The 22,860-nt window shown below is 66.5% G+C and carries 19 protein-coding genes; 3 read left to right on the top strand and 16 right to left on the bottom strand.

What is annotated here, in order from left to right:
* The first annotated feature begins 283 nt into the window (after positions 1-283).
* Both metF and DGN21_RS03925 read left to right on the top strand, forming a co-directional pair.
* Positions 284-1,111 (top strand): methylenetetrahydrofolate reductase [NAD(P)H], encoded by an 828-nt coding sequence (gene metF / locus DGN21_RS03930; RefSeq protein WP_024938327.1) that lies wholly within the window; start codon positions 284-286, stop codon positions 1,109-1,111.
* A 70-nt stretch (positions 1,112-1,181) separates the two neighbouring features.
* On the top strand, positions 1,182-1,853 hold the full coding sequence (locus DGN21_RS03925) for a hypothetical protein (protein ID WP_184551432.1): 672 nt from the start codon (positions 1,182-1,184) through the stop codon (positions 1,851-1,853).
* Between the two features lie 159 nt (positions 1,854-2,012).
* On the opposite strand, the gene DGN21_RS03920 is transcribed toward DGN21_RS03925, so the two are convergent.
* The 5 genes from DGN21_RS03920 to DGN21_RS03900 form a co-directional block, all read right to left on the bottom strand.
* Positions 2,013-2,525: an AAA family ATPase gene (locus DGN21_RS03920; protein ID WP_104569437.1), complete on the bottom strand. Its 513-nt coding sequence runs from the start codon at positions 2,523-2,525 to the stop codon at positions 2,013-2,015.
* Between the two features lie 2 nt (positions 2,526-2,527).
* Positions 2,528-3,475, bottom strand: coding sequence for a Nudix family hydrolase (locus DGN21_RS03915; protein ID WP_104608390.1), 948 nt, complete (start codon positions 3,473-3,475; stop codon positions 2,528-2,530).
* Positions 3,476-3,596: 121 nt separating this feature from the next.
* Positions 3,597-3,965: a VOC family protein gene (locus DGN21_RS03910; protein WP_054591399.1), complete on the bottom strand. Its 369-nt coding sequence runs from the start codon at positions 3,963-3,965 to the stop codon at positions 3,597-3,599.
* Positions 3,966-4,414: 449 nt separating this feature from the next.
* The gene (secA, locus tag DGN21_RS03905; RefSeq protein ID WP_024938330.1) at positions 4,415-7,153 is read right to left on the bottom strand and encodes a preprotein translocase subunit SecA; all 2,739 of its coding nucleotides are present in this window, start codon (positions 7,151-7,153) and stop codon (positions 4,415-4,417) included.
* 155 nt (positions 7,154-7,308) lie between these two features.
* On the bottom strand, positions 7,309-8,253 hold the full coding sequence (locus tag DGN21_RS03900; RefSeq protein WP_024938331.1) for a M23 family metallopeptidase: 945 nt from the start codon (positions 8,251-8,253) through the stop codon (positions 7,309-7,311).
* Here DGN21_RS03900 and DGN21_RS03895 point away from each other — a divergent pair, their 5' ends adjacent.
* Complete coding sequence (locus tag DGN21_RS03895) at positions 8,254-8,700, top strand: DUF721 domain-containing protein (protein ID WP_024938332.1); 447 nt, start codon at positions 8,254-8,256, stop codon at positions 8,698-8,700.
* A gap of 186 nt (positions 8,701-8,886) precedes the next feature.
* Here the strand turns inward: DGN21_RS03895 and lpxC are convergent, their stop codons facing one another.
* The 11 genes from lpxC to DGN21_RS03840 form a co-directional block, all read right to left on the bottom strand.
* Positions 8,887-9,798, bottom strand: a complete 912-nt coding sequence (gene lpxC, locus DGN21_RS03890; protein WP_024938333.1) for a UDP-3-O-acyl-N-acetylglucosamine deacetylase — start codon at positions 9,796-9,798, stop codon at positions 8,887-8,889.
* A gap of 232 nt (positions 9,799-10,030) precedes the next feature.
* A complete protein-coding gene (gene ftsZ, locus DGN21_RS03885; protein ID WP_016902188.1) occupies positions 10,031-11,269 on the bottom strand; it encodes a cell division protein FtsZ in 1,239 nt (412 codons plus the stop codon).
* Positions 11,270-11,563: 294 nt separating this feature from the next.
* Positions 11,564-12,799 carry a cell division protein FtsA gene (gene ftsA / locus DGN21_RS03880; RefSeq protein WP_003485272.1) on the bottom strand — a complete coding sequence of 412 codons (1,236 nt, stop codon included), beginning with the start codon at positions 12,797-12,799 and terminating at the stop codon, positions 11,564-11,566.
* Entirely contained in the window at positions 12,796-13,632 is an 837-nt protein-coding gene (locus DGN21_RS03875; protein ID WP_154831473.1) for a cell division protein FtsQ/DivIB, read from the bottom strand. Before DGN21_RS03875 ends, ftsA begins: the two co-directional genes overlap by 4 nt.
* 169 nt (positions 13,633-13,801) lie before the next feature.
* The gene (locus tag DGN21_RS03870) at positions 13,802-14,758 is read right to left on the bottom strand and encodes a D-alanine--D-alanine ligase (RefSeq protein ID WP_054591401.1); all 957 of its coding nucleotides are present in this window, start codon (positions 14,756-14,758) and stop codon (positions 13,802-13,804) included.
* Positions 14,755-16,188 carry a UDP-N-acetylmuramate--L-alanine ligase gene (murC, locus tag DGN21_RS03865; protein WP_184551430.1) on the bottom strand — a complete coding sequence of 478 codons (1,434 nt, stop codon included), beginning with the start codon at positions 16,186-16,188 and terminating at the stop codon, positions 14,755-14,757. The genes DGN21_RS03870 and murC overlap by 4 nt, the downstream gene beginning before the upstream one ends.
* Entirely contained in the window at positions 16,185-17,450 is a 1,266-nt protein-coding gene (gene murG, locus DGN21_RS03860) for an undecaprenyldiphospho-muramoylpentapeptide beta-N-acetylglucosaminyltransferase (protein ID WP_184551429.1), read from the bottom strand. The genes murC and murG overlap by 4 nt, the downstream gene beginning before the upstream one ends.
* Positions 17,447-18,820: a putative lipid II flippase FtsW gene (gene ftsW, locus DGN21_RS03855; protein ID WP_184551428.1), complete on the bottom strand. Its 1,374-nt coding sequence runs from the start codon at positions 18,818-18,820 to the stop codon at positions 17,447-17,449. The genes murG and ftsW overlap by 4 nt, the downstream gene beginning before the upstream one ends.
* The gene (gene mraY / locus DGN21_RS03850; RefSeq protein ID WP_024939425.1) at positions 18,820-19,905 is read right to left on the bottom strand and encodes a phospho-N-acetylmuramoyl-pentapeptide-transferase; all 1,086 of its coding nucleotides are present in this window, start codon (positions 19,903-19,905) and stop codon (positions 18,820-18,822) included. The genes ftsW and mraY overlap by 1 nt, the downstream gene beginning before the upstream one ends.
* Positions 19,895-21,388, bottom strand: a complete 1,494-nt coding sequence (gene murF, locus DGN21_RS03845; RefSeq protein ID WP_104543322.1) for a UDP-N-acetylmuramoyl-tripeptide--D-alanyl-D-alanine ligase — start codon at positions 21,386-21,388, stop codon at positions 19,895-19,897. Before murF ends, mraY begins: the two co-directional genes overlap by 11 nt.
* A complete protein-coding gene (locus DGN21_RS03840) occupies positions 21,385-22,860 on the bottom strand; it encodes a UDP-N-acetylmuramoyl-L-alanyl-D-glutamate--2,6-diaminopimelate ligase (RefSeq protein WP_080931498.1) in 1,476 nt (491 codons plus the stop codon). The genes murF and DGN21_RS03840 overlap by 4 nt, the downstream gene beginning before the upstream one ends.

The following is a 22,860-nucleotide window of genomic DNA, read 5'->3' as shown; positions in this document are numbered from 1 at the left end:
ACGCAGGCCTGGCGAAACCCCTCTACACCAACCCTCGGCAGGCAACGACGCGATGGCCGGCATCACGCGCTGAACCAGTGCGGCGACAAACGCGATTCGCCTGCCCGCTGCAAGGCAAGGCTTCGCTCGCCGCCGCGCGGCAAGCGCCTGCAGGTCCCCGCAGATCGCGCCGTCATTCCGCTGACAGCACGCGAGGTAACCGGATGCAGGACACCCGCAACCAAATATGCATTCATCGCGATGAAGCGATATTATGCTGGCACGATCCGCCGGACCTGCCGCGATGACGCATCTCAGTTTCGAGTTCTACCCGCCCAAGACCGACGACCAGCGCGCCCAGCTGGACCGCACGGCGGCCAGGCTGAAGGGCTATGCGCCGGAATACGTGTCGTGCACCTTCGGTGCCGGCGGCTCCACGCTCAGCTACACCTCCGAGACGGTGCGTCACCTCAAGCAGAAGCACGGTTTCGAAGCCGCCCCGCATCTGTCCTGCGTCGGCGGCAGCCGCCAGGAGATCCGCGAGCTGCTCAAGCTGTATCGCGCGATCGGCTGTACCCGCATCGTCGCGCTGCGCGGCGACCTGCCCTCGGGCATGGGCCATCCGGGCGACCTACGTTACGCCTCGGACCTGATCGCCTTCATCCGCGCCGAGCACGGCGATGCGTTCCGGATCGAGGTGGGTGCGTATCCGGAAACCCATCCACAGGCGACCGACGCGCTCAGCGATCTGCGTTACTTCAAGGCCAAGGTGGATGCCGGCGCCGATGCCGCGATCACCCAGTATTTCTACAACGCCGACGCGTACTTTCATTTCCGCGACGCCGTGCAGCGCATGGGCGTGGAGATCCCGATCATCCCCGGCATCATGCCGATCTCCAATTTCTCGCAGTTGCGGCGCTTTTCCGAGCAATGCGGTGCGGAAATTCCGCGCTGGATCAGCAAGAAGATGCAGTCCTACGGCGACGATGCCGATGCGGTGCGCGCCTTCGGTGCGGAAGTGGTGGCCACCGTGTGCGAGCGCCTGATCGCCGGCGGCGCGCCTGCCCTGCACTTCTACACGCTCAACCTGGCCAAGCCGACCACGCAGGTGCTGCAGCTGCTCGGGCGCTGAGCCAGCCGCTCGCAGCCATACCCTCGGCGGGCATCTCCACGCGGGCACATCATCGGCAAATGCACGCGTGATGCGCAACCGCCGTGCAAGCTGCCACGGTCCCGGCGCGTTGCTCGCCGGCTCACGCAGGCCCCGTTACGCTGCGCCAATGCCTCGCCTCCTGCTGCCATTGTTACTGCTGTTCTGCCTGTGCCCGGCCACGCGCGTGCAGGCGCAGGAGATCCGTCGCTGCGTGACAGCGGACGGGCAGACCATGTTCACCGACCGCCGCTGCGAGGATGTCGGCGCCGCAGCGCGCGCGCCGCCGGCCACGCGCACGCAGGGCAACACCGGCCTGTATCGCTACGGCTGCCCGCGCCGGCTGAGCGAGCTGGTGTCATTGCTGCAACTGGCGGTGGACAGCCGCGACGTCAATCGGCTCTCCAGCCTCTACCTGTGGAGCGGCCAGTCCGACGCCGCTGCCAACCAGGTGCTGAGCCGGCTGGAGGCGATCGTGCAACGCCCATTGCTGGACATCGTGCCGATGTACCCGCAACGCGATCCGCCGACCTGGGAAGCCGATGCCGGCACGGCAGCGGCTCCATCCCTGGACGGCAGCGCCATCGACGCCCCACTCCCGGCACCGCTAAGCCGCCCGCGCCCCTGGGGCCTGCGCCTGGAACAGAACCTCGCCAGCGGTGCGCCAGCAAGCAGCGTGTTGCGGCTGCGCCGGCAGTACAACTGCTTCTGGGTGACGTTTTAGCGCAGCGCCCGGCGTGAGCGGATTGCAGCGGCCAAGTACATGCGACGGCGCATTGCCCCGGCAATCGGTGATGGTGACGATGGTGGTGTGGGCTGCGAGGCAGTGAGCGTATCGGCTCAGAGACCCCGAACCTCATGCCTCATAGGTGACGCTTGCAGGCTATACGACAAGCCGGCCCATGATCTGCGTGACCGCCTGCTGCGGGCTCAGCACGGCGCTGTCGATCACCCAGTGCGGCTCGGTCCAGGCCACGTAATCATGCGCGAGCACGGAGGCCCACCCCGGCACGCGCAATCCGACCACGTCGCTTTGCCGCGATTCCACGCGCTGCCGATGCACGTTGCGATCGCTGCACACTACCTCGATCTCCAGCAAACGGCTCCGTGTGCGACGAGCTACATCGCGCCACGCTTCACGGGTGACCGGCAACGGGTTCACGCAATCGGCAACCACCACGTGACCCTGCTGCAGATTGGCCTCGGCAAGTGCGTAGGCGGTCATGTAGCCGGCTGCTCCGACGTCGTTGGCGAGTACACCACTTTCGCGTAGTGACTGCTCGATCGTATCGATACGCAAATAAAACGCAGTGCATTGCGTCAGTAGCGCCTGGGCAATGGAACTTTTGCCGACGCCCGGCAATCCGCCGAACACCACCAAGATCGCCGACTGCAGGGTCACTGCGGCCACAGCGCGCGAATCGCCGCGATGCCTTGCGCGCCATGCGAACGGGCTTCGCGCAGGTCGTCGACCTGCATGCCACCGAGTGCGTAGATCGGCAAAGAGACCTGCTCGCGCAGGCGTTCGAATCCTTCCCACCCCAAGGGTGTCGCACCTGGATGCGACGCGGTCGCCTGCACCGGGCCCAGCACCGCAAAATCGCAGCCAAGACGCTGGGCGTGGCGCAGGTCTTCCAGCCCGTGACAGGAAGCGGCGACCGGCTGCTCGGCCGGCAACGGGCGCTGCTGCAGGCTGGCCAGTTGCTCCGAACCCAGATGCACGCCGATGCCGAGTTCGCTGGCCAGTGCGATGTCGCGGTTGAGCAGCAGTTGCGCGCGCGCACGGCCGCGCAGGCGCACCACCTGCTGCAGCAAGGCCTGCCAGCGCGCCGGTTCGGCCTGCCGCGCACGCAACTGGATGCGCGTGATGCCGTCCTGCAGCGCACGCTCCAGACCTTCCAGCCACAGCACATCATCGGCCGGCTCGGGCGTGATCAGATAGCGGTCGGGCTGGCGCAGCACACCGACCACCGGCACATCGGCCGGCGGCATCGAATAACGGGTCAGCTTGTCGGCGGCCACCCAGGTCATCGCCTGGCCTTCGCGGCCGCGCGGGCTGCCTTTCCATGCGGTGATGTGGCGCACTTCCAGGCGCAGCCGCTTGTCCGGGTACAACTGCGGCACGTCCATCAGCCACTCGCCGACCTGCGCCTCGATACCGAGCTCTTCGTTGAGTTCGCGCACCAATGCCTGTTCGGAGGTTTCGCCAGGTTCGCGCTTGCCACCCGGAAACTCCCACAGGCCGGGCATGTCGCGGGTTTCGGTACGGCGGGTCAGCAGGATGCGGCCGCGGGCGTCGGTGATCACGCCGGCAACGACGTGGATGGATCTTAGAGAATCAGGCATGGCACAAGAGTGCCGCGAGTGAGCCGTTCAGTGCAATCGCTTGGCGGCGGGGATTGGGGATTGGGGATTGGTCAAAGCGCGGCACGTGTGCTTCTGCCAATCCCCAATCCCCAATCCCGGCCTACAGTGGATGCCCGATGCGCCAGAGCACGCCGCTGGGATCGTGCAAGGTGAAATCGCGTGCGCCCCACGGCCGATCTTCCGGCGCGCTGCAGCTCACCCCGAACTGCGCGCCCAGGCCGGTGTCGTGCACGTGCTGCCACCAGCTGTCGGCATCGTCCACCCACAGGTGCAGCATCAGGTTCTCGGCCAGTTCGCGCAGATAGAAATCCTGCAGCAGGAATGCGCAATGCGTGCCATGCCGGAAGCAGGTCACATTGCCTACCTCGTCCTCCTGCACGAAGCCCAGCGCGCGATAGAACCGCTGCGACAGCGCGTAGTCGCGTGCAGGCACGAACACCTTCAATTGCTGGCTGGACAGCAGCGCCATGACCGCACTCCACGCAGAATGTGCATCGAGCATACGCCCCCGCAGTGGCACCGGCGGAGACGCCTGCATGCGGCGGGCGCCGTTGGCGCCACAAGAAATGGACAACGCGTGGCTGGCCTGCCGTGCCGAGGCCCACCGCAAGACAACTCGCCGGATTCTTCCAGCGTCTATGCCGTGCTTGTCGACCTTGCCTGGCAGCAATGCAAGCCATGGCTTCGCAGGGAGTTGGCCAAGGGCGGCGAAACCTGAGCGTGGCCTCGCACCCGGTCTGCGATATCCCCTTTCCTGCTTCAAGACCCGCTCAGGATCCCATCCGTAAGCAGAGCCCCCTTGGTAAGGGGGCGCGCCAAAGGCGCGGGGATCGGAAGCAAGGACCGTGCACCAGGCATCCGCGTAGCGGATGCCTGGTGCGCAGCCCGCTTCGCGGGCTGCGCCACGGTCAACTCAGCTCAGCTGAGTTGACCGTGGCAGTGCTTGTACTTCTTGCCGCTGCCGCAGGGGCACGGATCGTTACGGCCCACCTTGGGCTCGTCGCGGGTCACCTGCGACACCGGCACCGGGGCGTTGCCGCCCTGCATCTGTTCCACTTCCTCGTCGGCACCATAGCCGCCGGCGTCCTGATGCTGGAACTGCGAGGCCATCAAGCGCGCCTGCGCCTGCAGACGCTCCTGCTCTTCCAGCTCGGCCACTTCCTCTTCGCTGCGGATGCGCACGCGCGCCAGCAGGTTGATCACTTCGCGCTTGACGTTCTCCAGCATCTCGGAGAACAGCTCGAAGGCTTCCTTCTTGTATTCCTGCTTGGGCTGCTTCTGCGCATAGCCACGCAGATAGATGCCCTGGCGCAGGTAATCCATCTTGGCCAGATGCTCCTTCCAGCCCTGGTCGAGCACGGTCAGCATCACGTGCTTCTCCAATGCGCGCATGGTGTCGTTGCCCACCGCCGCTTCCTTCTCGGCAAAGTGCGCATCCACTGCTGCCTGCACCTTGGCCGCAATCTGCTCGGCGTCCAGTTCTTCCTGTGTGCGTGCCATCTCGCTCAGCGCCAGCGGCATGCCCAGCTCCGATTCCAGCGTGGCTTCCAGACCCTTCAGGTCCCACTGCTCATCGACAGAGTTGGGCGGCACGAAGCGTGCGACCAGGTCGTAGATCACATCGCCACGGATGCCGTCGACGTTGTCCTTGACCGATTCGGCATCCAGCAATTCGTCGCGCTGGGCGTAGATCACCTTGCGCTGGTCGTTGTTGACGTCGTCGAAGTCCAGCAGGTTCTTGCGGATGTCGAAGTTGTGCGCTTCCACCTTGCGCTGCGCCTTTTCGATCTGCCGGCTGACCAGGCGATCTTCGATGACGTCGTCTTCCTTCATGCCCATCATGCGCATCGCCTTCTGGACCCAGTCCGAGGCGAAGATGCGCATCAGGTTGTCTTCCAGCGACAGATAGAAGCGCGAGGAACCCGGGTCGCCCTGACGACCGGCACGGCCACGCAGCTGGTTGTCGATACGGCGCGATTCGTGCCGCTCGGTACCGATGATGTGCAGGCCGCCGGCCGCCTTGACCGCATCGTGACGACGCTGCCATTCGGTCTTGGCCGCAAGGCGCTGCTCGTCGCTGATGTCGTCGCCCATGGCATGCAGCTCGGTTTCCAGCGAACCGCCCAGCACGATGTCGGTACCGCGGCCGGCCATGTTGGTGGCGATGGTCACCGCGCCCGGCTGGCCGGCGTTGGCCACGATGGTGGCTTCGCGCTCGTGCTGCTTGGCGTTGAGCACTTCGTGCTTGACCCCGGCCTTGCGCAGGTGCTCGGACAGCATCTCCGAGGTCTCGATCGAGGTGGTACCCACCAGCACCGGCTGGCCGCGCTTGGCGCAGTCTTCGATGTCGGCCAGCACCGCGTTGAACTTGCCCTTGCGGTTGAGGAACACCTGGTCCGGATGGTCCTTGCGCACGGTCGGGCGGTTGGTCGGGATCACCACCACTTCCAGGCCGTAGATGCTCTGGAATTCGTAGGCCTCGGTGTCGGCCGTACCGGTCATGCCGGACAGCTTCTTGTACATGCGGAACAGGTTCTGGAAGGTGATGCTGGCCAGCGTCTGGTTCTCGCGCTGCACCGGCACGCCTTCCTTGGCCTCGACCGCCTGGTGCAGGCCGTCGGACCAACGGCGCCCGCTCAACGTGCGGCCGGTGAATTCATCGACGATCACCACCTCGCCATCGCGCACGATGTAGTCCACGTCGCGCTGATAGATCGCATGCGCGCGTAGCGCGGCATTGAGGTGATGCACCACGCTCAGGTTCTGCGCGGCATACAGGCCATCTTCGGCATTTTCGAGAATGCCGGCCTGCATCAGCAGTTCTTCGGCGTGGCCCATGCCCGCCTCGGACAGATGCACCTGCTTGCCCTTCTCGTCGATCCAGAAGTCGCCCTCGCCCTCTTCGCTTTCCTGCCTGGTCAGCTGCGGCACGATGCGGTTGACGCGGATGTACAGCTCCGGCGACTCGTCGGCCGGGCCGGAGATGATCAGCGGGGTACGCGCCTCGTCGATCAGGATCGAGTCGACTTCGTCGACGATCGCGTAATGCAGGTTGCGCTGGTAGCGGTCGGCCTTGGACAGCGCCATGTTGTCGCGCAGGTAGTCGAAACCGAACTCGTTGTTGGTGCCGTAGGTGATGTCGCTGCCGTAGGCCTCGCGCTTGTCGCTGTGCGGCATGCCCGGATACACCACGCCCACGCTCAGGCCCAGCCAGTTGTACAGCTTGCCCATCTGCGCGGCGTCGCGGCGCGCCAGGTAGTCGTTGACCGTGACCACATGTACGCCCTCGCCCTGCAGCGCGTTGAGGTACACCGGCAGCGTGGCGACCAGGGTTTTGCCTTCACCGGTGCGCATCTCGGCGATCTTGCCCAGGTGCAGCACCATGCCGCCGATCAGCTGCACGTCGTAATGGCGCATGCCGAGCACGCGGCGGCTGGCCTCGCGGCACACCGCGAAGGCTTCGGGAAGAATCTTGTCCAGGGACTCGCCGGCGGCAAGTCGCTGCTTGAACTCCGGGGTCTTGGCTTGCAGCTCGGCGTCGGAGAGCTTCTCGATCGTCGGCTCCAGCGCATTGATCTGGGTGACGAGGCGGTTGAGCTGGCGCAGCTGGCGTTCGTTACGACTGCCAAAGACACGGGTAAGCAGACTGTTGATCATTGAAGAAACCGGTTGAAAAGGAACGGTTTGACCGACGCCGGTCCCCAAGACCCGGCCGCCGTAAACGAAACAGGGCGCACTGCGCCCTGTCGATGGCAACACCCTATTGTAGCTTGGGGCGGGCCTTCACGAATCAAGCGCCGCCCGCGCCGTCGTCAACCGCGCCCGCGGCGGCCCACCGGCGTGTTGGTATCGCCCAGGAACTTGCGCGGATTGACCACCCGCCCGTCCGCCCACACCTCGAAATGCACGTGGGCGCCGGTGGAGCGGCCGCTGGATCCGGCCCGGGCCACCTGCTGGCCGGCGCGGACCAGGTCGCCCACCTTCACCACCAGGCGCGAGTTGTGCGCATAGCGGGTCACATAGCCGTTGCCGTGGTCCACTTCCACCACGTTGCCGTAGCCACCGCGCACGCCGGCATAGCTGACCACGCCGTCGGCGACCGACATCACCGGGTCGCCCACGTTGGCGTGGAAGTCCACGCCCTTGTGGAAGGCCGAACCACCGTCGAACGGATCGGCGCGGCCGCCGAAGCCGGAGGTGATGTAGGTGTTGCGGATCGGCATCCGCGAGGGCACCGAATTCTGTTCGAGCTGATGATCGAACATCAGCGCGGCCAGCACGTTCAGTTGCTGGCCGGAGGCGGAGAACTGCTGTTCGACCTGCCCCAGCGTCTGCTTGAGCGACTCGACCGGCATGTCGCTGACCGGCTCGTCGCCGCCACCGACGCCGACCGGGGCGTCGAAGTCGAACTCGCCGTCCTTCAGCTTGCCCATTTCGGTCAGCCGCTCGCCCAATGCATTGAGACGGGTGGCCTGCGCCTGGAGCTCGCCCATGCGCGCGGCCAGTGCGTTGACCTGCGCCTGCGAGGCGCGCTGCGCCTGGGCCAGCTCGGCCTGCTGCCGGGCAACCTTGGCCTGCAACGCGGAATTGGTCACCATGCCGGTGGCGGTGCTGGCACCGATGCCGATCAACATGCCCAGCCCAAGCACGGCGCCGAGGACTACCATCGGTCGATCCGCGGCAAAGCCCTGGAACTGGCGGGCCAACCGCTGCGCCCGGGTTTCGCGAGATTTGATTACAACTTTCTTCAACGCCATATGAGTGTCATGTCCAAGCCCAAGTCCAACGCACGCAACCCTTCCGTCCCACAACCGGCCATCGAGGCCGCGTTGGGTGAAAAGGCTGGCGACCCCTTGCGCCGAGCGTTGTGGCTCGATGCGCTGGACCGACAGTTGCGCCCCCTGTTACCGCCTCATCTGGCCACCCGTTGCCGGCTGGCCAATGTCAGAGACGAACAGCTCGTTTTTCTGGTTGATTCACCTGTCTGGCATGCCAAGTTGCGACTTGCCGAGACCCAATTACTGGATGCCGCCCGATCCATCGGACTGAAGGCCACCGCGGTGACCATCAAGACCACCACCACCCCGCTGCATTCCCCAATGCAGCAGAATCGCGAGCGTCCGCGCCCCGTCTCAGAGGCCACGCACAGAGGTCTGCGCGATGCGCTGGCCTCCCTGCAGGATGTTCCACCCACCAAACGGTGAGCACCGCGCCGCTGGTGCGAAGCGGCCGCCGCAGCGTGAAAGAATTGCGAAGACCGCGCACGACCCGACGCATCCTAGCGGGCCTCAGCCACGCAGGAGTTAGAGAAGTCTTAAATAAAAGTTAAGAACGGGCCGGTAATCCGACGCAGTTCACACTTTGAACGCCGACTGCGGCATTCCCCGACATCAGGCGTAGACGGGGCTAGCGTAGGTGACCGGCGGCTGCACGGTGCCTTCGGGGAAGCTGACCCATTCCCAGGCGGCCTGATCCGCCAGCAGCGCACGCACCAGCTTGTTGTTGAGCGCGTGGCCGGACTTGAAGCCTTCGTAGGCGCCCAGAATGGCGCCGCCGGCCAGGTACAGGTCGCCGATGGCGTCCAGGATCTTGTGCCGCACGAATTCGTTGGTGTAGCGCAGGCCGTCCTCGTTGAGCACGCGGAACTCGTCCAGCACGATGGCGTTGTCCATCGAACCGCCCAGGCCCAGATTGCGCTCGCGCATGTATTCAAGGTCGCGCATGAAGCCGAAGGTGCGGGCGCGCGAGATTTCCTTGACGTAGGCCGAGGTGGAGAACTCGATTTCCTGGCGCGATTGCTTGGCCGGGATCATCGGGTGATTGAATTCGATGGTGAAGCCGAGCTTGTAGCCCTCGTACGGCTCGAAGCGCGCGACCTTGTCGCCCTCGCGCACTTCCACCGTCTGCTTGATACGGATGAAGCGCTTGGCCTTGTTCTGCTCGACGATGCCTGCCGACTGCAGCAGGAACACGAACGGGCCGGACGAACCGTCCATGATCGGCAGCTCGGCCGAGGACAGTTCGACGATGACATTGTCCACACCCAGGCCGGCCAGTGCCGACATCAGGTGCTCGACGGTCTGGATCTTGGCGCCATTGCAGGTCAGGCCGGTGCACAGCGTGGTCTCGGTGACCAGTTCGGCATCGGCCGGGACTTCGACGATCGGCTCCAGATCCACACGCCGGAACACCACGCCATGATCGACCGGAGCCGGTCGTAGCGTCATGTACACCTTGTCGCCGCTATGCAGGCCGACGCCGGTGGCGCGAATGGTGTTCTTGAGAGTGCGTTGCTGGGTCATATGCGAAGTCTGGATGAACAATGCAGACAGACGCTGAACCGGCTGTCTAATCCGTAGAGATTATCTGAATTTTAACAAGTCGCGCGTGACGGGAACTGTAATCCCCAGGTCACGCCACTGCAAAAGCTGCCGGATCGTGGCCGATCCGGCAGAAAGGACATGGCACTGCACCCCCGGGGCGAACCCCGGGGCGGAACGGACCGCGCCGCCGTAGCGACGCAGCCGACGATCCTCAGTCGGCCTGGCGGCGCAGGAACGCCGGGATATCCAGGTAGTCGTTGGGCAAGTCTGCGGCCGGCGCAGCCGAACCGCCGCCGTTGTTGCTGCCGCTGCCGACCGAGTCGCTGCTCGGACGACGCAGGCCCAGGCCCATGCTGCCGCCGACGGCCTTGGACACCGCATCGCCGCCGCTGGTGTCGAAATCGCCGAACTCCGGCTGGCCAGTGGTGGCGTTGCGCACCAGCTTGATCGGCGCGCGCTGGTCCGGACGCTGGGTCTGGCGGGCAACCGCACGGTTCAGGCCGGTGGCCACCACGGTGACGCGCACTTCGTCCTGCATGTCCGGGTCGAGCACGGTGCCGACGACCACGGTCGCATCTTCCGAGGCGAACGCTTCGATGGTGCGGCCGATCTCGTCGAACTCGGACATGGTGAAATCCGGGCCGGCGGTGATGTTGACCAGGATGCCGTTGGCACCGGCCAGGTTGACGTCGTCCAGCAGCGGGTTCTGGATGGCGGCTTCGGCAGCGGCCTGCGCGCGATCGTCGCCGCGTGCCGAGCCGGTGCCCATCATGGCCAGGCCCATTTCCGACATCACGGTGCGCACGTCGGCGAAGTCGACGTTGATCAGACCCGGACGCACGATCAGATCGGCGATGCCCTGCACGGCGCCCTGCAGCACGTCGTTGGCGGCGCGGAAGGCCTGGATCATGGTGGCGTTGCGGCCGAGCACGGTGATCAGCTTTTCATTGGGGATGGTGATCAGCGAGTCGCAATGCTGGCTCAGCTCCTCGATGCCCTTGAGCGCGACCTGCATGCGGCGACGGCCTTCGAACGGGAACGGCTTGGTGACCACGGCCACGGTCAGGATGCCCATTTCCTTGGCCAGCTGTGCAACCACCGGGGCGGCGCCGGTGCCGGTACCGCCGCCCATGCCGGCGGTGATGAACACCATGTCCGCACCCTGCAGCGCGTCCATGATGCGCTCGCGGTCCTCCAGCGCGGCCTGGCGGCCGACTTCCGGATTGGCGCCCGCGCCCAGGCCCTTGGTGACGTTGGTGCCGAGCTGCAGCTGCAGCTTGGCGCCACAGTTCTTGATCGCCTGCGAGTCGGTGTTGGCGGTGATGAACTCCACGCCATCGACATTGGTGTTGACCATGTGCGCAACCGCGTTGCCGCCGCCGCCGCCTACGCCAACGACCTTGATTACCGCGTTGGGAGCCATCTTTTCGATCAGTTCAAAATGTGCCATGTCAGTGTCCTCTTGAGCCGGGATTGGGGAGTGGGGATTGGGGAGTCGCAAACGCGCTGGTCCCTGGCCCACTCCGCATCACGGCGAGTGTTGTTGTTTGAAAGTCGGGATTCGTGTGCCTGGGCCATGGATGCGCTGTTGCGCTCTACGACTCACCGCACCTACTCCTCGACGCAATGCCTGCAAAAAATTTTACCGCCTACCCGCTCGCCGCTCTCCACTTAATCGTTGCTACCACTCTGCTTTTTCTTCGCCCTTGCCAATCCCAAATTCCGAATTCCAAATCCCGGCCCCTCAGAATTCCCCGCGATACCAGTTCTTCAATTTCTTGAACAAGCTCCCGGCGCGACCGGTCGGGATCGACGGGCGGCGCGGATGTTCGATCTGGCTGCCCATCAGCAGCAGGCCCACGCCGGAAGCGTGCACCGGGTTGCCGACGACTTCGCCCAGGCCGGTGACGTGCTGGGGAATGCCCACGCGCACCGGCATCTGCAACATTTCTTCGGCCAGTTCGACCACGCCTTCCATCTTCGACGCACCGCCGGTGAGCACCATGCCGGCGCGCACCATTTCCTCGAAACCGGAGCGGCGCAGTTCGGCCTGCACCATTTCGAAGATTTCCTCGTAACGGCCCTGCACCGCCTGCGCGAGCGCATGCCGCGGCATGCGCCGCGGCGGGCGGTCGCCGACCGACGGCACCTGGATGCTTTCTTCGGCGGTGGCCAGCTGCGCCAATGCACAGGCGTAGCGCACCTTGATCTGTTCGGCTTCCGGGGTGGGCGTGCGCAGCATGTGCGCAATGTCGTTGGTGACGTGGTCGCCGGCGATCGGCAGCGAGGCGGTGTGGCAGATCGCGCCCTGCACGTAGACCGCAAGGTCGGTGGTGCCGGCGCCGATATCCACCAGTACCACGCCCAGTTCGCGCTCGTCGGCGGTCAGGACCGCCACGCTGGAGGCCAGCGACGACAGCACCAGATCGTCCACCTGCAGGCCGCACTTCTGCACGCACTTGGTGATGTTGGCCGCTGCCGACTGCGCGCACACCACCAGATGCGCGTGCACCTCCAGGCGCACGCCGGTCATGCCGACCGGATTGCGGATGCCTTCCTGCGAATCGTCCAGCACGTACTCGCGCGGGATCGCATGCAGGATGCGCTGGTCGGCAGGAATGGCCACGGCCTTGGCCGCATCCAGCACGCGCTCCAGATCGCTCCAGGTCACTTCGCCGTCGCGGATCGGCACGATGCCGGGCGAGTTCTTGCACTGCACGTGGTTGCCGGAAATCGAAGCGTACACCGAGCGGATTTCGCAACCGGCCATCAGCTCGGCCTCTTCCACCGCACGCTGGATCGACTGCACGGTGGACTCGATGTCCACCACCACGCCGCGCTTGAGACCGCGCGATTCATGCGAACCGATACCGATCACTTCGATCGGATTGCCGGGCGAGTACTCGCCGACCAGCGCGACGACCTTGGAGGTGCCGATGTCCAGTCCAACGATGAGGGATTTGTCGCCTTTGCGGTTCATGTCTTAAAGCCGGGATTCGGGATTTGGGATTCGGGATTGGAGAAAAGCGGGGTACGGGTGCGAGGGAGTTGCAGCACGACCGTGTGATGTGCGGCGGGCGTGGCCGGCGGAGGTTTTTTCTTGGTCTCGGGCACCGCGTTTTCCAAATTCCGTTCGACCGTGAAGCCGTTGGTGTAGCGCAGGTCGGCGCGGGCGATCGGGCGTTGCGGGTCGGCCAGTTGCGGCAGCACGCGGGCGAAGCGCTGCAGGCGCGCGCGCGCGTCGTCGCGGCCGATCACGATCTGCACGCCGTTGCTCAGGCCCAGCGACCAGCTGCCGCGCGCGTCCATTTCCAGACGCTCCACATCCAGCCCGGTTGGCGCGAACAACGCGCGCGATTCGTTGTAAAGCGCCACCACGTCCTGGGTCTTGCTGTCCGGGCCACCGAGTTGCGGCAGCTTGAAATCCTTCAACAACGGCGGGGTGCGGAACAACCGGCCCTGCTCGGACAACATGCGGTCGGTGCCCCAGCGCGCGAACGGCTTGTGCTCGGTGACGTGCACTTCCAGCACGTCCGGCCAGCGCTTGCGCACCTGCGCACTTTCCACCCACGGCAGGCGCGCGATGGCATCCTGCGCGTTCTGCAGCTTCACCGCGAAAAAGCCCGCGCGCGCATACGGCAGGACCACCGCGCGCAACTCTTCGGCCGGCACCCGCTTGAAGTCGCCCGACACCCGCAAGCGCGCCAACGGCCAACGCTCGGCACCGACCCAGCCATTGAGCACGGCCACCACCGGCAACGCGACCAGCGCCACCGCGAGCAACCACGCCAGGATGCGCAGGGTGGCGTTCATGCGCGCGCTCCGCGCGCGGGAATGGGGAATCGGGAATAGGGAATCGCAACGGCGCGTGCTGCGCGCGCGGGATTGGGGATTAGGGATTGGGGATTCGCCACGGCAACAGCAACGGCGCGCATGGCGTCGCTGTTGGCCAATCCCGAATCCCGAATCCCCAATCCCCGCGTCATAGCGTCTGCTCCAGCACGCGCCAGACCAGTTCTTCGAAATCGATGCCGAGCTGGCGCGCGGCCTTGGGCACCAGCGAGTGGCTGGTCATGCCCGGGGCGGTGTTGACCTCCAGCAGATACAGCTGGCCGCTGGCGCGGTCGCGCATCACGTCGACGCGGCCCCAGCCGCTGGCGCCGGCAGCGCGGAAGGCGTCCAGGGCGAGCTGGCGCAGTTGCGTCTCGGCATCGCCGTCCAGGCCCGGGCACAGGTACTGGGTGTCGTCGGCCAGGTACTTGGCGTTGTAGTCGTACCACTGGCCCTTGGGCACGATGCGGATCGACGGCAGCGCGACCTCGCCGAGCACGGCCACGGTGAGTTCGTCGCCTTCGATCAGCTGCTCCATCAGCAGCGCGCCGTCGTAGCGCGCCGCCAGCAGCACGGCTTGTTCGAGCTGGGCCTGGTCGAACACGCGGCTGATGCCGACGCTGGAGCCTTCGTTGGCCGGCTTGACGATCACCGGCAAGCCGATCTGCCGCGCGGCGGCATGGATGTCGTCGGCGCTGGCACCGGCGGCCAGGCGCGCATAGCGCGGCGTGGACAAGCCTAGCGACAGCCACACCTGCTTGGTGCGGATCTTGTCCATGCTCAACGCCGAGCCCAGTACGTTGGAGCCGGTGTACGGCACCTTGAAGGCTTCCATCAGGCCTTGCACGATGCCGTCTTCGCCGCCGCCGTTATGGCCGTGCAGCACATTGAAGACGCGATCGAAGCGTTTTTCGACCAGCGCCTGCGCCAGGGCCGGAATGCCGTCGACCGGCTGCGCGTCGACACCGCGCGCGCGCAGTGCGTCGAGCACGTTGCTGCCGGAGTTCAACGACACTTCGCGCTCGGACGAGGTACCACCGAGCAGCACGGCGACGCGGCCGAACGCGGCCGGATCGCTGGTACGTGCGTTGGGAATCACCGCGCTCATGCGCTCGCTCCGGTGAAACCGTTGTTCATGATGTGCTGCGCGACATAGCCGATATCGCCGGCGCCCATCATCAGCAGCAGATCGCCGTCCTGCAGCACGTCCGGCAGTACTTCGGCCAGGCCGGAAATCTGCCCGACCACCACCGGTTCGCTGCGGCCGCGCGCACGGATCGCACGCGCCAGCGCGCGCGCATCGGCGCCTGGAATCGGCGCTTCGCCAGCCGGATAGACCTCGCTCAGCACCAGCGCATCGACGGTGCTCAGCACCGCGGCGAAGGCATCGAACTGATCGCGGGTACGGCTGTAGCGATGCGGCTGGAATGCGACGACCAGACGCTTGTCCGGCCAGCCGCCACGGGCGGCGGCGAACACCGCTTCCAGCTCGCGCGGATGGTGGCCGTAATCGTCGACTACGCGCACGCGCGCACCGGTGCTGGTGGTGACTTCGCCCAGGTCGTTGAAGCGACGGCCGATACCGGCGAAGTTTTCCAGCGCACGCGCGATGGTCTCCGGCGCCACGCCCAGCTGCCAGCCGATCGCAGCGGCCGCCAGTGCGTTGAGCACGTTGTGGCGGCCCGGCAAGGCGAGCGTCACCGGGGTGGTGGTGCCTTCGGGCAGACGCAGCGTGAAGCGCATGCGCGGGCCGTCCTGCACCACGTCTTCGGCGCGTACGTCGGCGTTTTCGCTCATGCCGTAGCTCATCACGTGGCGCGGCGTCTTGCCGGCCAGCGCAGCCACTTCCGGGTCGTCGATGCACAGCAACGCCAGGCCGTAGAACGGCAGGCGCTGCAGGAACTCGGCGAAGGCGGCCTGGATGCGTGCGAAATCGTTGCCGTAGTTTTCCAGGTGATCCGAATCGATGTTGGTGATCACCGCCATCAGCGGATTCAGGCGCAGGAAGCTGCCGTCGCTCTCGTCGGCCTCGGCCACCAGCCACTGGCCGCCACCGAGCTTGGCGTTGGCGCCGGCGGCCAGCAACTGCCCGCCGATGACGAAGGTCGGATCCAGCCCGCCCTCGCTCAGCACCGCTGCGGCCAGGCTGGTGGTTGTGGTCTTGCCATGCGTGCCGGCCACCGCGATGCCGCGACGGAACCGCATCAACTCGGCCAGCATTGCCGCACGCGGCATGATCGGAATGCGCTGGCTGCGCGCTTCCATCAGCTCGGGGTTGTCTTCGCGGATCGCGCTGGACACCACCACGCAATCGGTGCCGAGCACGTTGGCCGCAGAATGCCCGCGCATCACCCGCGCACCCAGCTTGGCCAGCCGCCGCGTCGCCACGTTATCGGAGTTGTCCGAGCCGGAGACTTCATAGCCCAGCGTCAGCATCACCTCGGCAATGCCGCTCATGCCGGTGCCACCGATGCCGACGAAATGCACGCGCGGAAACGCACGCACCAGGTCGCCACTGTCCTGCAGACGGCGGATCACGCAGCACCTCCGGTGGAGGTGCCGGGATTGGGAATTCGGGATTGGAGATTGGTGGCGATCAATTGAGCGGAGCGGTCGCCATTAACGGATGTCTGCATGCTGTCCTGCTTGTGCTGTTGCTCTTTACGAATCCCAAATCCCGAATCCCCACTCCCGGCTTCCTGGAGAATGATGTCGGCGATGCGTTCGGCGGCGTCCGGCTTGGCCAGGGTGCGGGCGGCCTGCGCCATCGCCAGGCGGCGGGCGGGGTCGGCGAGCAGGGTCTGCAAGACCTGCTGCAGGCGCGCCGCCAGGGTGTCGTCCTGCTTGAGCAGCACGGCGGCATCGGCGCCAACCAGGTATTCGGCATTGCGGGTCTGGTGGTCGTCCACGGCGGCGGCGAAGGGCACCAGCACGCTGCCGATGCCGGCGGCGCACAGTTCGGCCAGCGTGGAGGCACCGGCGCGGCACACGACCAGGTCGGCCCAGGCGTAGGCGGCGGCCATGTCGGCGATGAAGGGTTCGACGCTGGCGTTGACGCCCGCCTGCGCGTACGCGGCCTCGGCTTCGGCACGCAGCTTTTCGCCGCACTGGTGGCGCACGTCCACATCCGGGTGACCGAGCGCAGCCAGTGCCGCCGGCACGGCCTGGTTCAATGCGCGTGCGCCCTGGCTGCCACCGAGCACCAGCACGCGTACGGCACTGCCACGGCCGAGCAGACGCGTGGCCGGCGCGGGAAGCGCTGCGATTTCCGCACGCACCGGATTGCCCACCGCTTCTTCGCCGGCGAAGCTGCCCGGGAAACCGGTCAGCACACGGCGCGCAAACCGCGACAACACCTTGTTGGTCATGCCGGGCGCGCGGTTCTGCTCATGCACCAGCAACGGCACCCCGAGCAGCCGCGCTGCCAGGCCGCCCGGGCCGGCCGCAAAGCCGCCGAAACTGATCACCGCGCGCGGCTGGCGCTTGCGCAGCACGAAGCCGGCGGCGCGCACCGCGCGCATCACCCGCACCGGTGCACCGAGCAATTTCACCAGGCCCTTGCCGCGCAGGCCGCTGATGGCCAGCGTATCGAGTTGAATATCGTGCTGCGGTACCAGCCGGGTTTCCATTGCGCCGTCGGCGCCCAGCCAGGTCACCGGCACGCCACGCGCGCGCAGCACCTTGGCCACGGCCAGACCCGGGAAGATATGCCCGCCGGTGCCGCCAGCCAGAATCATCACTGGTCGGATCCCCGCACCTGGATGTGCAGGCGTTTGCGCGGGATTCGCATGAGCGCTCATGCAATCCTCCCGAAGGTCGGTTCCACGCGCGGCTGCATGCGGCTGGTGCCGCGCAGGAACTCAGACGCATGCGCAGACGTGGCCGAGGCTGCGGCAACCGGTGCCGGCGCGGCGGCAACCGGCTCGCGCTGCGGTTTGCGCGCGGGCGCGTAGGCCGGCGTGGCCGACTCGACCACCGGTTCGGCCGGCTCGGCCGACGGTGCGCCAGCACCCTGCGGCGACAACTTGCTGCGCAGGCGCTCGGCACGATCCATTTCGTAGGACACGCGCAGCAGCAGGCCCATTGCCACGCAGGTCATCAGCACCGACGAACCGCCGGAGGAAATCAGCGGCAGGGTCAGGCCCTTGGTCGGCAGGATGCCCAGGTTCACGCCTACCGAGACAAAGCTCTGCAGGCTGATCCACAAGCCGATGCCGAAGGCGATGTAGCCGGAGAAGTGACGCTTCATTTCCACGCAGCGCATGCCCAGCCAGAACGCGCGGCCGACCAGCAGCGCATACAGCGAGATCACCCCACACACGCCGACAAAGCCGAGTTCTTCGGCGATGACCGAGAAGATGAAGTCGGTATGCGCTTCGGGCAGGTAGTTGAGCTTCTGCACCGAGGCGCCCAGGCCCACGCCGGTCCACTGGCCGCGGCCGACCGCCATCAAGGCGTTGGACAGCTGATAGCCGGAGCCGAGCTGGTCGGCCCACGGGTCCAGGAACGAGGTGATGCGACGTAGCCGGTACGGCTCCAGGATCGCGATGAAGGCGAACACCGGCAGGCCGAACACGATCGGCATCGACATGCGCGGCAGGTTCACCCCGCCCAGCACCAGCATGCCGGCGGTGATCGCCAGCAGCAGCGTGGACGAGCCGAAGTCCGGCTGCATCAGCAGCAGGCCGACCAGTGCGATCGCCACGCCCAGCGGCTTGAGCATCGCCGGCCAGGTCGCATTGACCTCGTCGCGAAAGCGCACCAGGTAGCTGGACAGCCACACGATGTAGAGCACCTTGACCGCTTCGACGGTCTGGAATTTCGACACGCCCAGGTTGATCCAGCGCTTGGCGCCGTTGACGCTGCTGCCCAGGCCGGGCACGAACACCACCATCAGCAGGCCGAAGCAGGCCAACAGCAACACCTGGTTGTACTGCTCGATGGTCTTGAGCTCGGTGCGCATCGCCCAGAACGCCAGGCCCACGCCGATGCCCAGGAACAGCAGATGGCGGGTCAGGTAATAGAACGGATTGTCGGACAGCTCGATCGAACTGGACGCCACCATCACCACGCCCAGCGAGGCGAGCGTGGCCGCGGCCCCGAGCAGCCACGGGTCGTAGCGGCCGCCGATGGCGTCCAGTCGCGTGGCCTGGCGGGACATGTCGTTCATCAGCGCACCTTCAACGTGGCAAGGCCGATCAGCACCAGCACCACCGAAATGATCCAGAAGCGCACGATCACGCGCGGCTCCGGCCAGCCCTTGAGTTCGAAGTGGTGATGGATCGGCGCCATGCGGAACACGCGCTTGCCGGTCAGCTTGAAGCTGGCGACCTGGATCATCACCGACAGCGTTTCGATCACGAACACCCCGCCCATGATCACCAGCACCATCTCCTGGCGCACGATCACCGCGATGGTGCCCAGCACCGCGCCCAGCGACAGCGCCCCGATATCACCCATGAACACCATGGCCGGATAGGTGTTGAACCACAGAAAGCCCAGGCCTGCGCCGGCGATCGCCGAGCAGATGATGATCAGCTCGCCGGCCCCGGGAATCAGCGGGATCTTCAGGTATTCGGCAAACACCACGTTGCCCGAGGCGTAAGCGAACACGCCCAGCGCACAGGCCACCAGCACGGTCGGCATGATCGCCAGGCCGTCCAGACCGTCGGTCAGATTGACCGCGTTGGAGAAGCCGACGATCCAGAAATAGGCGATCACCACGAAGCTCACGCCGGCCAGCGGCAGCGCGATCGACTTGAACATCGGGATGTAGAAGGTGATCGCGGCCGGCACGTCGGCGGTGTAGTACAGGAACAGGCCCGCAGCCAGGCCGAAGATCGACTGCAGCAGATACTTCCAGCGCGACTTCAGGCCGTTGGGATCGCGGCGCACGATCTTGATCCAGTCGTCGTACCAGCCGATCGCACCGAAACAGACCATCACCGCCAGCACCAACCACACGTAACGGTTGCGCAGGTCGCCCCACAGCAGCACCGACAAGGTCACCGTCAGCAGGATCAGCGAGCCGCCCATGGTCGGGGTACCGGCCTTGGAGAAATGCGTCTGCGGGCCGTCCTGGCGGATCGGCTGGCCACCCTTGAACTGGGCCAGCTTGCGGATCACCGCCGGGCCCATCCACAGCGACAGGAATAGCGCGGTCAGCGCGGCCAGGATGCCGCGGAAGGTCAGATAGTTGAACAGCCCGAACAGGCTCTCCAGTTGCTGCAGCCAACGCGCCAGCTCAAGCAGCATGGGATGCGTCCTCCGCCGGTGCGAGCAGCGCGGCGACGATGCGGTCCATGGCGCTGCCACGGGAGCCTTTCACCAGCAGCATGGGCGGGGTTTGCGCCGTGGTGGCGGCAGTCTGCGCCGCCGCACCGGTGTGTTCGTACATCGAAGAAGATTCCTGCGTTTGGGTCGGCGAAACGGCGAGCTGCGCCAGATCCGCCTGCAAGGCCGCGATCAACGCGGCATGGGTGGCGAACACGCGGCCGCCCTCGCCGAACGCCTGTGCGGCGGCGGCACTGAGCTCGCCTAGCGCGTACAGGCGCTGCAGCTTGGCCGCGCGCGCGCGACGGCCGGCGGCGGCATGCAGGGCGGCGCCTTCCGGGCCGAGTTCGCGCATGTCGCCGAGCACCAGCCAGCCTTCGCCAGGCGCAGCGGCCAGGGTGTCGATGGCGGCATCCAGCGAGCCGGGGTTGGCGTTGTAGCTGTCGTCGATCAGCACCGCGCCGCCAGGCAGGGCGTGGGTGATCTGACGGCCGGCCACCGGACGAACCTGCGCCAGGCCGGCGGCAATGATCGGCAAGGCGATGCCCGCACCCAAGGCCAGGCCGGCCGCCGCCAGCGCGTTGAGCACGTTGTGGCGGCCCGGCAACGGCAGCGCGATCTGCGCCTGGCCTTTCGGGGTCACCAGGGTGAATTGCGCGCCACTGGCCTGCAGCCGCAAGCCATGCGCGGTGATGTCGGCACTGGCCTGCAGGCCGTAGCGCAACACGCGGCGGCCCTGCACCGGCTGCGCATGCAGTTGCTGCTCGAACCAGGCACCGAAGGCATCGTCGGCATTGATCACCGCCACGCCATCGGCCGGCAATGCGGCGTAGATGGCGCCCTTGGTGCGGGCGACGCCGAGCAGGCTGCCCAGGCGTTCCAGATGGGCAGGCGCAATGTTGTTGACCAGGGCCACGTGCGGCTGGGCGATCTCGGTGAGATAGGCGATATCGCCCGGCTTGCCGGCGCCCATTTCGTAGATCGCCAGGTCCGCATCGTCCGGCGCCGCGATCACCGCCAGCGGCAGGCCGATCTCGTTGTTGCGGTTGCCCGGCGTGGCGTACACGGTGGTGCCGTCGACACGCCCGGCCTCGGTCAGGATGGCCAGCAGCAAGGCCTTGACGCTGGTCTTGCCGTTGGAGCCGGTCAAGGCGATCACCCGCGTGGCGCGGTCGCGCTGCATGCCGGCAGCGATACGCGCCAGCGCCAGTTCAGTATTTTCCACCAGCACCTGCGGCACGCTCAGCTCCGGCAGCAGGCGATCGACCAGCACACCGCTGGCGCCGTGCGCCACCGCGTCTGCGACAAAGTCGTGCCCGTCGAAACGCTCGCCGCGCAGCGCCACGTACAGGCTGCCGTTGGCCAGCGTGCGGGTGTCGTTGCCGACGGTGTCGATCATGGCGTCGTCGCCATGCAGCTCGCCACCGGCCCAGTGGGCGATCAACGACAGCGGCGTGAGCTTCATGCGCGCACTCCCAGCACGGTACGCGGCAACAAGGCCTGCGCCGCCACGATGGCGTCGTCGAAGGCATGCCGCACGCCGGCGACTTCCTGGTACGGTTCGTGGCCCTTGCCGGCGATCAGCACGATGTCGGAGGCACTGGCCATGCTGATGGCCTGATGGATCGCCGCGGCGCGGTCGCGCTGCACGATGGCCGCATCCGGGCGCGCGAAGCCGCGCAGGATATCGGCCACGATCACATCGCCATCTTCGCCGCGCGGGTTGTCGTCGGTGACGATCGCCACGTCGGCATTGACCTCGGCAATGGCCGCCATCTGCGGGCGCTTGCCGGTATCGCGCTCGCCACCGCAGCCGAACACGCAGATCAGCCGGTCCTGTGCATGCGCGCGCAGGCTGGCCAATGCCTGTTCCAGCGCGTCGGGCGTGTGTGCGTAGTCGACGACCACCAGCGGTGCGCCATGCGCACCACCCAGGCGATTCATGCGGCCGTGGATCGGTTGCAACCGACCGAGCACTTCGGCGATCTGCGCCGGCGCGATCTCCAGCGCAGACAACGCACCGGCCACGGCCAGCAGGTTGTCCACATTGAAGCGGCCCAGCAGCGGCGAGTGCACCGGGTGCACCTGGCCGTCGAGATGCAGCGCGAAATTGATGCCGTTGTGATCCAGCTGCAGTGCCTGCGCACGCACGCCTGCCTGGGCCTGCGCACGCGAACTCACGCCGATCGCGCGCAGCGCGGGGTCGAGCGAGGCCAGCAGCGTGCGGCCGAATTCATCGTCCAGGTTCACCACCGCGGCTTTCAATCCGGCGCGCGTGAACAGCCTGGCCTTGGCCGCGCCGTACTGCGCCATGTCGCCGTGGTAATCGAGATGGTCGCGGGTGAGATTGGTGAACACCGCCACGTCGAAATGCACTGCATCCACGCGGCCCTGGTCCAGCGCATGCGAGCTGACTTCCATCGCCACCGCCTGCGCGCCCGCGTCGCGCAACTGCGCCAGCAAGGCATGCGTCTGCAGCACCAGCGGCGTGGTGAAACCGGTCGGCACGGCGCTGCCGTACAGGCCGACACCCAGGGTGCCGAGCGTGCCGGCCGGGGTGCCGAGCAGCGTCAGGGCCTGCGCCAGCAATTGCACGGTGGAGGTCTTGCCGTTGGTGCCGGTGACGCCGACCATGCGCATCGCCCGCGAGGGCTGGCCGTGGAACTGATCGGCCATCGCGCCCAGGCGCGCACGCAGGCCCGGCACCGCGATCGCGTCGGCCGGTGCCGGCAGATCGGCCGGCGCCGGCGGCTCGAACAACACCGCCGCCGCGCCATTGGCGCGCGCCTGGTCGACAAAGCCCAGACCATGCGCACCGAAACCGGCGATCGCCACGAAGGCATCGCCCGCACGCACCGCACGGCTGTCCATCACCAGGCCCGACACCTGCACCTCGCGCGCAAGCGGCACGTCCGGCAACAACTGCGACAGCGGCAT

Source organism: Xanthomonas sp. MLO165, from assembly GCF_018831305.1.
Taxonomy (GTDB): domain Bacteria; phylum Pseudomonadota; class Gammaproteobacteria; order Xanthomonadales; family Xanthomonadaceae; genus Xanthomonas; species Xanthomonas arboricola.
The sequence above is the reverse complement of the archived record's forward strand: the minus strand, read 5'-3'. Positions and strand labels throughout refer to the sequence as shown.

Excerpts from the sequence above, each read along its gene's own strand:
- murG (WP_184551429.1), bottom strand. The coding sequence starts at position 17,450 with ATGAGCGCTCATGCGAATCCCGCGCAAACGCCTGCACATCCAGGTGCG.
- DGN21_RS03840 (WP_080931498.1), bottom strand. The coding sequence starts at position 22,860 with ATGCCGCTGTCGCAGTTGTTGCCGGACGTGCCGCTTGCGCGCGAGGTG.
- metF (WP_024938327.1), top strand. The coding sequence starts at position 284 with ATGACGCATCTCAGTTTCGAGTTCTACCCGCCCAAGACCGACGACCAG.
- DGN21_RS03895 (WP_024938332.1), top strand. The coding sequence starts at position 8,254 with ATGAGTGTCATGTCCAAGCCCAAGTCCAACGCACGCAACCCTTCCGTC.
- ftsW (WP_184551428.1), bottom strand. The coding sequence starts at position 18,820 with ATGAACGACATGTCCCGCCAGGCCACGCGACTGGACGCCATCGGCGGC.
- DGN21_RS03910 (WP_054591399.1), bottom strand. The coding sequence starts at position 3,965 with ATGGCGCTGCTGTCCAGCCAGCAATTGAAGGTGTTCGTGCCTGCACGC.
- DGN21_RS03900 (WP_024938331.1), bottom strand. The coding sequence starts at position 8,253 with ATGGCGTTGAAGAAAGTTGTAATCAAATCTCGCGAAACCCGGGCGCAG.
- DGN21_RS03870 (WP_054591401.1), bottom strand. The coding sequence starts at position 14,758 with ATGAGCGCGGTGATTCCCAACGCACGTACCAGCGATCCGGCCGCGTTC.
- ftsZ (WP_016902188.1), bottom strand. The coding sequence starts at position 11,269 with ATGGCACATTTTGAACTGATCGAAAAGATGGCTCCCAACGCGGTAATC.
- mraY (WP_024939425.1), bottom strand. The coding sequence starts at position 19,905 with ATGCTGCTTGAGCTGGCGCGTTGGCTGCAGCAACTGGAGAGCCTGTTC.
- ftsA (WP_003485272.1), bottom strand. The coding sequence starts at position 12,799 with ATGAACCGCAAAGGCGACAAATCCCTCATCGTTGGACTGGACATCGGC.
- DGN21_RS03915 (WP_104608390.1), bottom strand. The coding sequence starts at position 3,475 with ATGCCTGATTCTCTAAGATCCATCCACGTCGTTGCCGGCGTGATCACC.
- lpxC (WP_024938333.1), bottom strand. The coding sequence starts at position 9,798 with ATGACCCAGCAACGCACTCTCAAGAACACCATTCGCGCCACCGGCGTC.
- DGN21_RS03875 (WP_154831473.1), bottom strand. The coding sequence starts at position 13,632 with ATGAACGCCACCCTGCGCATCCTGGCGTGGTTGCTCGCGGTGGCGCTG.
- DGN21_RS03925 (WP_184551432.1), top strand. The coding sequence starts at position 1,182 with ATGCGCAACCGCCGTGCAAGCTGCCACGGTCCCGGCGCGTTGCTCGCC.
- murF (WP_104543322.1), bottom strand. The coding sequence starts at position 21,388 with ATGAAGCTCACGCCGCTGTCGTTGATCGCCCACTGGGCCGGTGGCGAG.
- secA (WP_024938330.1), bottom strand. The coding sequence starts at position 7,153 with ATGATCAACAGTCTGCTTACCCGTGTCTTTGGCAGTCGTAACGAACGC.